This is a genomic window from Priestia sp. SIMBA_032 (genome assembly GCF_046535215.1).
Classification (GTDB): Bacteria; Bacillota; Bacilli; order Bacillales; family Bacillaceae_H; genus Priestia; species Priestia aryabhattai.
The window spans coordinates 1-238 of record NZ_JAWRXD010001506.1; the positions used below are offsets into that span (position 1 = coordinate 1).

A 238-nucleotide genomic window follows, 5' to 3' on the forward strand; every position below is an offset into this window, starting at 1 on the left:
CCCCGGAACTCGACCGGCACCTCGCTGTGCGCGGTCTGCTCCAGGGTCCACACCTGGCCGCCCGCCTGGCTACCGGGCTCGAAGGCATAGAGAATCCAGTCGCCGCTTTCGAGCTGCATCAAGCTGTAGCCTTCCCCGGCCATGTCGGGCCGATACCACATGCCACTATGCGCCGGCTCCATCGGCTGGGCCTGCCCGTTGCACAGCGCGAAATCGAGCTCGCCACCGCCGGATGAAT

General features: G+C 66.8%; 1 protein-coding gene. It reads right to left on the minus strand.

The genetic code is table 11. The annotated features are described in order from the left end of the window. Window positions 1-238, minus strand: a 238-nt coding sequence (locus tag SB717_RS39325) for a hypothetical protein (RefSeq protein ID WP_410908731.1), incomplete at both ends; no start/stop codon positions are given.